The following is a 4,392-nucleotide window of genomic DNA, read 5'->3' on the forward strand; positions in this document are numbered from 1 at the left end:
GCTGCTATCGATGCGCACCGGCGCCGCCTCCCAGGCCTGCAGCGCGTGGCCCTTCTCGTCCGGCGGCGGCGTGTAGCCCGCCTTCATGTGGCTCGGCTCCCTGGCGCGCTCCAGGTGCGAACGCAGGCCGGTCTGGTGCGGCCTCTGTTGGTAAGCGATGTCCAGCAGCCCCGCCGCATAGCGCGCTTCCTCGAAGGTCCGCGCCACCACCAGCGCCACCGGCTGGCCGCTGGAATGGATGCGGTCGTCGTACAACGGACGGAACGGCGAACCGGCGGGCGCCGTCATGTCCTTGTAGAACAGGTCAAAGGAGCGCAGCCTGGGGCGGTTCAGATGGGTGATGACCTCGATCACGCCGGGGGCGGCCAGCGCCGCGCGCGTGTCCAGGCTGGCGATGCGGCCGCAGGCGATGGTGCTGCCCACCACCACGCCATGCGCCAGGTCCGGGGCATGGTATTCGGCCGCGTACTGCGCCGCACCGGTGACCTTGGCGCGGCCGTCGATGCGCGGCAGCGCCATGCCGGTGCGCACGCAGCCGGTGCCGGCATCGGCGACCGGAGGCTTCAGCTCGGGGATCAGGTCAGTCATCGCGGCCCTCCATGGGGTTGAATGGCGCCGGCGGGGACGGCGGGGGCGTGCCGGCGGCGGCCATCTCCAGCGCACGCACGATGGCGTTGCGCGCCATCGGTATCTTGAAGTCGTTGCCGCCCTGGCCCACGGCCGCCGCCAGCAAGATATCTGCCGCGCGCCCGAAGGCCGCCGCATCCGGCCGGCTGCCCTCCAGCGCCGCTTCCGCCTCCGGCATGCGCCAGGGCTTGTGCGCCACGCCGCCCAGCGCGATGCGGGCGCCCCGTATGGCGCCGCTGAAGCCGATATCGAGCGCGGCAGCCACGGACACCAGTGCAAACGCGTACGAACTGCGCTCGCGCAGCTTCAGGTAGGCGCTGTGCGCCGCGTACCGGGGCGCCGGCGGCAGCGTGATGTGGGTGATCAGTTCGCCCTGCGCCAGCGTGGTGTCCAGGTGCGGTTGGGCGCCCGGCAGGCGGTGGAAGCCGGCGAAGGCGATCTCGCGGCTGCCGGCCCCGGACTGCACGTGCACCACGGCCTCCAGCGCGGCCAGCGCCACGCACATGTCCGACGGATGGGTGGCGATGCAGTGCTCGCTGGCGCCGAGGATGGCATGCTGTCTGGTGATGCCGCCGATGGCCGAACAGCCGCTGCCCGGGGCGCGCTTGTTGCAGGGCATGGCCACGTCGTAGAAATAGATGCAGCGGGTGCGCTGCAGCAGGTTGCCGCCGTTGCTGGCCATGTTGCGGATCTGCGGCGAGGCGCCGGCCAGGATGGCGGCGGCCAGCAGCGGATAGCCGTTCTCCACCAGCGGATGGAAGGCGGTGTCGGCGTTGCGCGCCAGGGCGCCCAGCAGCAGGCCGCCGCCGGGCGCCGCCTCGATGGCCGCCAGCGGCAGCGCATTGATGTCCACCAGCCGGGACGGGGTCATGACCCTTTCCTTCATCAGGTCGATCAGGTTGGTGCCGCCGGCGATACAGCGGCGCTCCTCCAGCCCGGCCGCATCCACCACGGCGGCCGGCGGCGGACTGCCCGAGGGGGACAGCTGCGCGATGGCGGCCGCCACGTCCCGGGGCTGGATGAAGGTCAGCGGCCTCATAGCGGCGCCTTTTCCAGCGGATCGGGCGCAATGCGCGCCGCCTGCCGCACCGCCTCGACGATCTGCGGGTAGGCGCCGCAGCGGCAGATGTTGCCGCTCATGAGCTCGCGCACATCGGCCACCGTGCGCGCGCGGCCTTCGGCCAGCAGGCCGACCGCCGAACAGATCTGGCCGGGCGTGCAGTAGCCGCACTGGAAGGCATCGTGCCGGATGAAAGCCTGCTGCAGCGGGTGCAGTTCGCCATCCCGCGCCAGCCCTTCGACGGTGGTGACGCTGCGGCCGTCCTGCATGACCGCCAGCGTGAGACAGGCGTTGATGCGCCTGCCCTCCACCAGCACTGTGCAGGCGCCGCACTGGCCATGGTCGCAGCCCTTCTTGCTGCCCGTCAGGTGCAGCCGCTCGCGCAGCAAGTCCAGCAGCGTGACCCAGGCTTCGACTTCGATGCGGTGGGTGCTGCCATTGACATGCAGCACCACGGGATAACGTTCAGGGCTTTCCATGGCATTCCTCCGGCGGCAGTGAGCCTAAACCTTAGACCAGCCATCGGCGGCCAGCCGTGCGGCAGCTCACATAACGTCCGCTCACACGGCGGTTGGATGTGCGTCAGCGTACGGATGACGGGCGTGCGCTGCGGCATGCTGACGCCAGATCAATCAACCACAGGAGAGCATCATGACCAACCGCATCGGCAACAAGGACGTAGCTCAGCAACGCAGCAAGGAAGAAAAGGCGCGCATCAAGCGTTCGAATATCGAGATGGAAGCGGTGAAAAAAGCCGCCGCCAAGGCCAAGTACCGCAACGAGGTGAAGGGGCGCATCTCCGCCGCCCAGGCGGCGCAAGCCTTTTAGAAGTATTAAATAAATAAGTTTTGCAACGCTTCGATCTGGCTTTATCATGTGCCCCAAGATTAACGCCGGAGCGCGCGATGCAAAAAACCACAGTCCTGGGCGCATGCCTGATTACCCTGCTGCCGGCACTCCAGTTGCCGGCACTGGCCAGTGAAACCGTCAGCGGCAGCTTCACCGCCAGCAAGGCTTGCGACGCTTTCGCTTCCTTCGCCAAAGGCACCAATCCCGGCGCGGTCCAGCTCCAGCCGGGCACCAGCTACCAGGTGCGCGAGATCAACCGGCCGGGCAACTACGAACGCCTGCGCGTGGAAGTGCCCGGCGCCTCGCCGCCGCTGCGCTGGGTGGACCGTGACTGCGGCGCGGCCTCGCTGGGCGCGAATGCGCCGGCTCCGGCAGCCCCAACCCCAGCTCCATCCTCCCGGGGCGGCCAGGACGGCCCGCAGGACAGCCCAGGCGGCAAGCGCGAAATGTGCTCCACCGCCAACCAGCAGGACAGCTATCTGCTGGCCATGAGCTGGCAACCCGGTTTCTGCGAGCACACGCCGCGCACTTCCGGCAAGCCGGAGTGCGCGGCCATGGACAAGGGCAGCCTGGTGGTATCCAACCTGACCCTGCACGGCCTGTGGCCGAACAAGAAGGCCTGCGGCACCAGCTATGGCAATTGCGATGGCAAGCCCTTCGCGCTGAAGAAGGAAACCGTGGCGCTGGTGGCACCATGGATGCCGAACTTCTACTACGAAAACAGCTTCGGCAAATACGAGTGGAACAAGCACGGCACCTGCCAGGCGCTGGACCCGGACGCCTACTTTACAAAGGCCGTCGCCGCCGTGCAGCTGGTAAACAGCTCCGCCATCGGCGAGCAGATCTTGAAGAACATCGGCGGCTCCTTCAATGCCGACAAGTTCTTCGCCACGCTGCGCAGCCAGTACGGCGAAGCGGCCGCCAGCCGCGTGATGCTGGTGTGCGCCGGGCAGAGCTACCTGCAGGAGATCCGCGTGCAGTTGCCGCTCGACTTCAGCGTGGACAAGGGGTTGGCCGGCCTGGTGGGCGCCACGCCCGGCCAGGGCCCGCAGACTTCGCGCTGCGGCAGCGAGATCCGGGTTGAAGCCAGCGGAAGGAACTGAGCCATGGACACCATCACCAGCTTGGCGCAGCTTGAGTCGCTGTTCGGCGAAATCGCGGCGCCGTCGAAGCTGAAGGAAATTTCCTTCATCCATCCGCATTATCGCGCGATGATCGAAGCAGCGCCGTTCGCGATGCTGGCCACCAGCGGCCCGGATGGCCTGGATGCCTCGCCGCGCGGCGACGCGCCGGGCTTCGTCGCGGTCGAGGACGAGCACACCCTGCTGCTGCCCGAACGGCGCGGCAACAACCGCGCCGACAGCCTGCGCAACATCATCGAAGATCCGCGCGTGGCGCTGCTGTTCCTGATACCGGGGGTGGGAGAAACGCTGCGCGTAAACGGCACGGCGCGCATACTGGTCGCGCCGGCATTGCTGCAGCGTTTCGCGGTTGACGGGCGCGAACCGAAATGCGTGATCGAGATCAAGGTGGACGCGGCGTACTTCCAGTGCGCGCGCGCCATCCTGCGCTCCGGGCTGTGGGATGCCGCCGGCCGGCGGCCCGCCGGCGCGGTGCCGTCGGCCGGCGCCATGCTGACGGCGCTCACCAAGGGCGAGATCGACGGCGCAGCCTACGACCAGGCCCTCCCTGCGCGCCAGCGCGGCACGCTGTACTAGGCGCGCTGGTTCAGAACGCCATCCTCAGGCCGAGGTTGACCCGGCGGCCCACGTCTTCCAGTGTCAGGAACTGGGACTCGTTCAGCGCGTACTCGTGCATGCGCGAGTTGCCCAGGTTGATGGCGTCTGCATACAGCG

General features: G+C 68.3%; 5 protein-coding genes and 1 pseudogene. 3 read left to right on the top strand and 3 right to left on the bottom strand.

The window, feature by feature from the left end; translation table 11 throughout:
• The 3 genes and pseudogenes from AC6H42_RS22045 to AC6H42_RS22055 form a co-directional block, all read right to left on the bottom strand.
• Positions 1-588: pseudogene (locus AC6H42_RS22045) on the bottom strand (xanthine dehydrogenase family protein molybdopterin-binding subunit); the annotation flags it as partial.
• Positions 581-1,666 (bottom strand): FAD binding domain-containing protein, encoded by a 1,086-nt coding sequence (locus AC6H42_RS22050; RefSeq protein ID WP_497548944.1) that lies wholly within the window; start codon positions 1,664-1,666, stop codon positions 581-583. The gene AC6H42_RS22050 and the pseudogene AC6H42_RS22045, both read right to left, overlap by 8 nt.
• Positions 1,663-2,166, bottom strand: coding sequence for a (2Fe-2S)-binding protein (locus tag AC6H42_RS22055; RefSeq protein ID WP_057154784.1), 504 nt, complete (start codon positions 2,164-2,166; stop codon positions 1,663-1,665). Before AC6H42_RS22055 ends, AC6H42_RS22050 begins: the two co-directional genes overlap by 4 nt.
• A 172-nt stretch (positions 2,167-2,338) precedes the next feature.
• Here AC6H42_RS22055 and AC6H42_RS22060 point away from each other — a divergent pair, with 172 nt between their 5' ends.
• The 3 genes from AC6H42_RS22060 (at position 2,339) to AC6H42_RS22070 (ending at position 4,254) form a co-directional block, all read left to right on the top strand.
• A complete protein-coding gene (locus AC6H42_RS22060) occupies positions 2,339-2,515 on the top strand; it encodes a hypothetical protein (protein ID WP_200953953.1) in 177 nt (58 codons plus the stop codon).
• A gap of 77 nt (positions 2,516-2,592) precedes the next feature.
• On the top strand, positions 2,593-3,639 hold the full coding sequence (locus AC6H42_RS22065; RefSeq protein ID WP_497548945.1) for a ribonuclease T2 family protein: 1,047 nt from the start codon (positions 2,593-2,595) through the stop codon (positions 3,637-3,639).
• Positions 3,640-3,642: 3 nt separating this feature from the next.
• Entirely contained in the window at positions 3,643-4,254 is a 612-nt protein-coding gene (locus AC6H42_RS22070; RefSeq protein WP_497548946.1) for a pyridoxamine 5'-phosphate oxidase family protein, read from the top strand.
• Positions 4,255-4,392: the final 138 nt, after the last annotated feature.

The sequence above is a fragment of the Massilia sp. NBRC 108631 genome, from assembly GCF_059704565.1.

What these genes read in the sequence shown, in the direction of transcription:
- AC6H42_RS22050 (WP_497548944.1), bottom strand. Translation starts at nt 1,666, where the DNA reads ATGAGGCCGCTGACCTTCATCCAGCCCCGGGACGTGGCGGCCGCCATC.
- AC6H42_RS22055 (WP_057154784.1), bottom strand. Translation starts at nt 2,166, where the DNA reads ATGGAAAGCCCTGAACGTTATCCCGTGGTGCTGCATGTCAATGGCAGC.
- AC6H42_RS22070 (WP_497548946.1), top strand. Translation starts at nt 3,643, where the DNA reads ATGGACACCATCACCAGCTTGGCGCAGCTTGAGTCGCTGTTCGGCGAA.
- AC6H42_RS22060 (WP_200953953.1), top strand. Translation starts at nt 2,339, where the DNA reads ATGACCAACCGCATCGGCAACAAGGACGTAGCTCAGCAACGCAGCAAG.
- AC6H42_RS22065 (WP_497548945.1), top strand. Translation starts at nt 2,593, where the DNA reads ATGCAAAAAACCACAGTCCTGGGCGCATGCCTGATTACCCTGCTGCCG.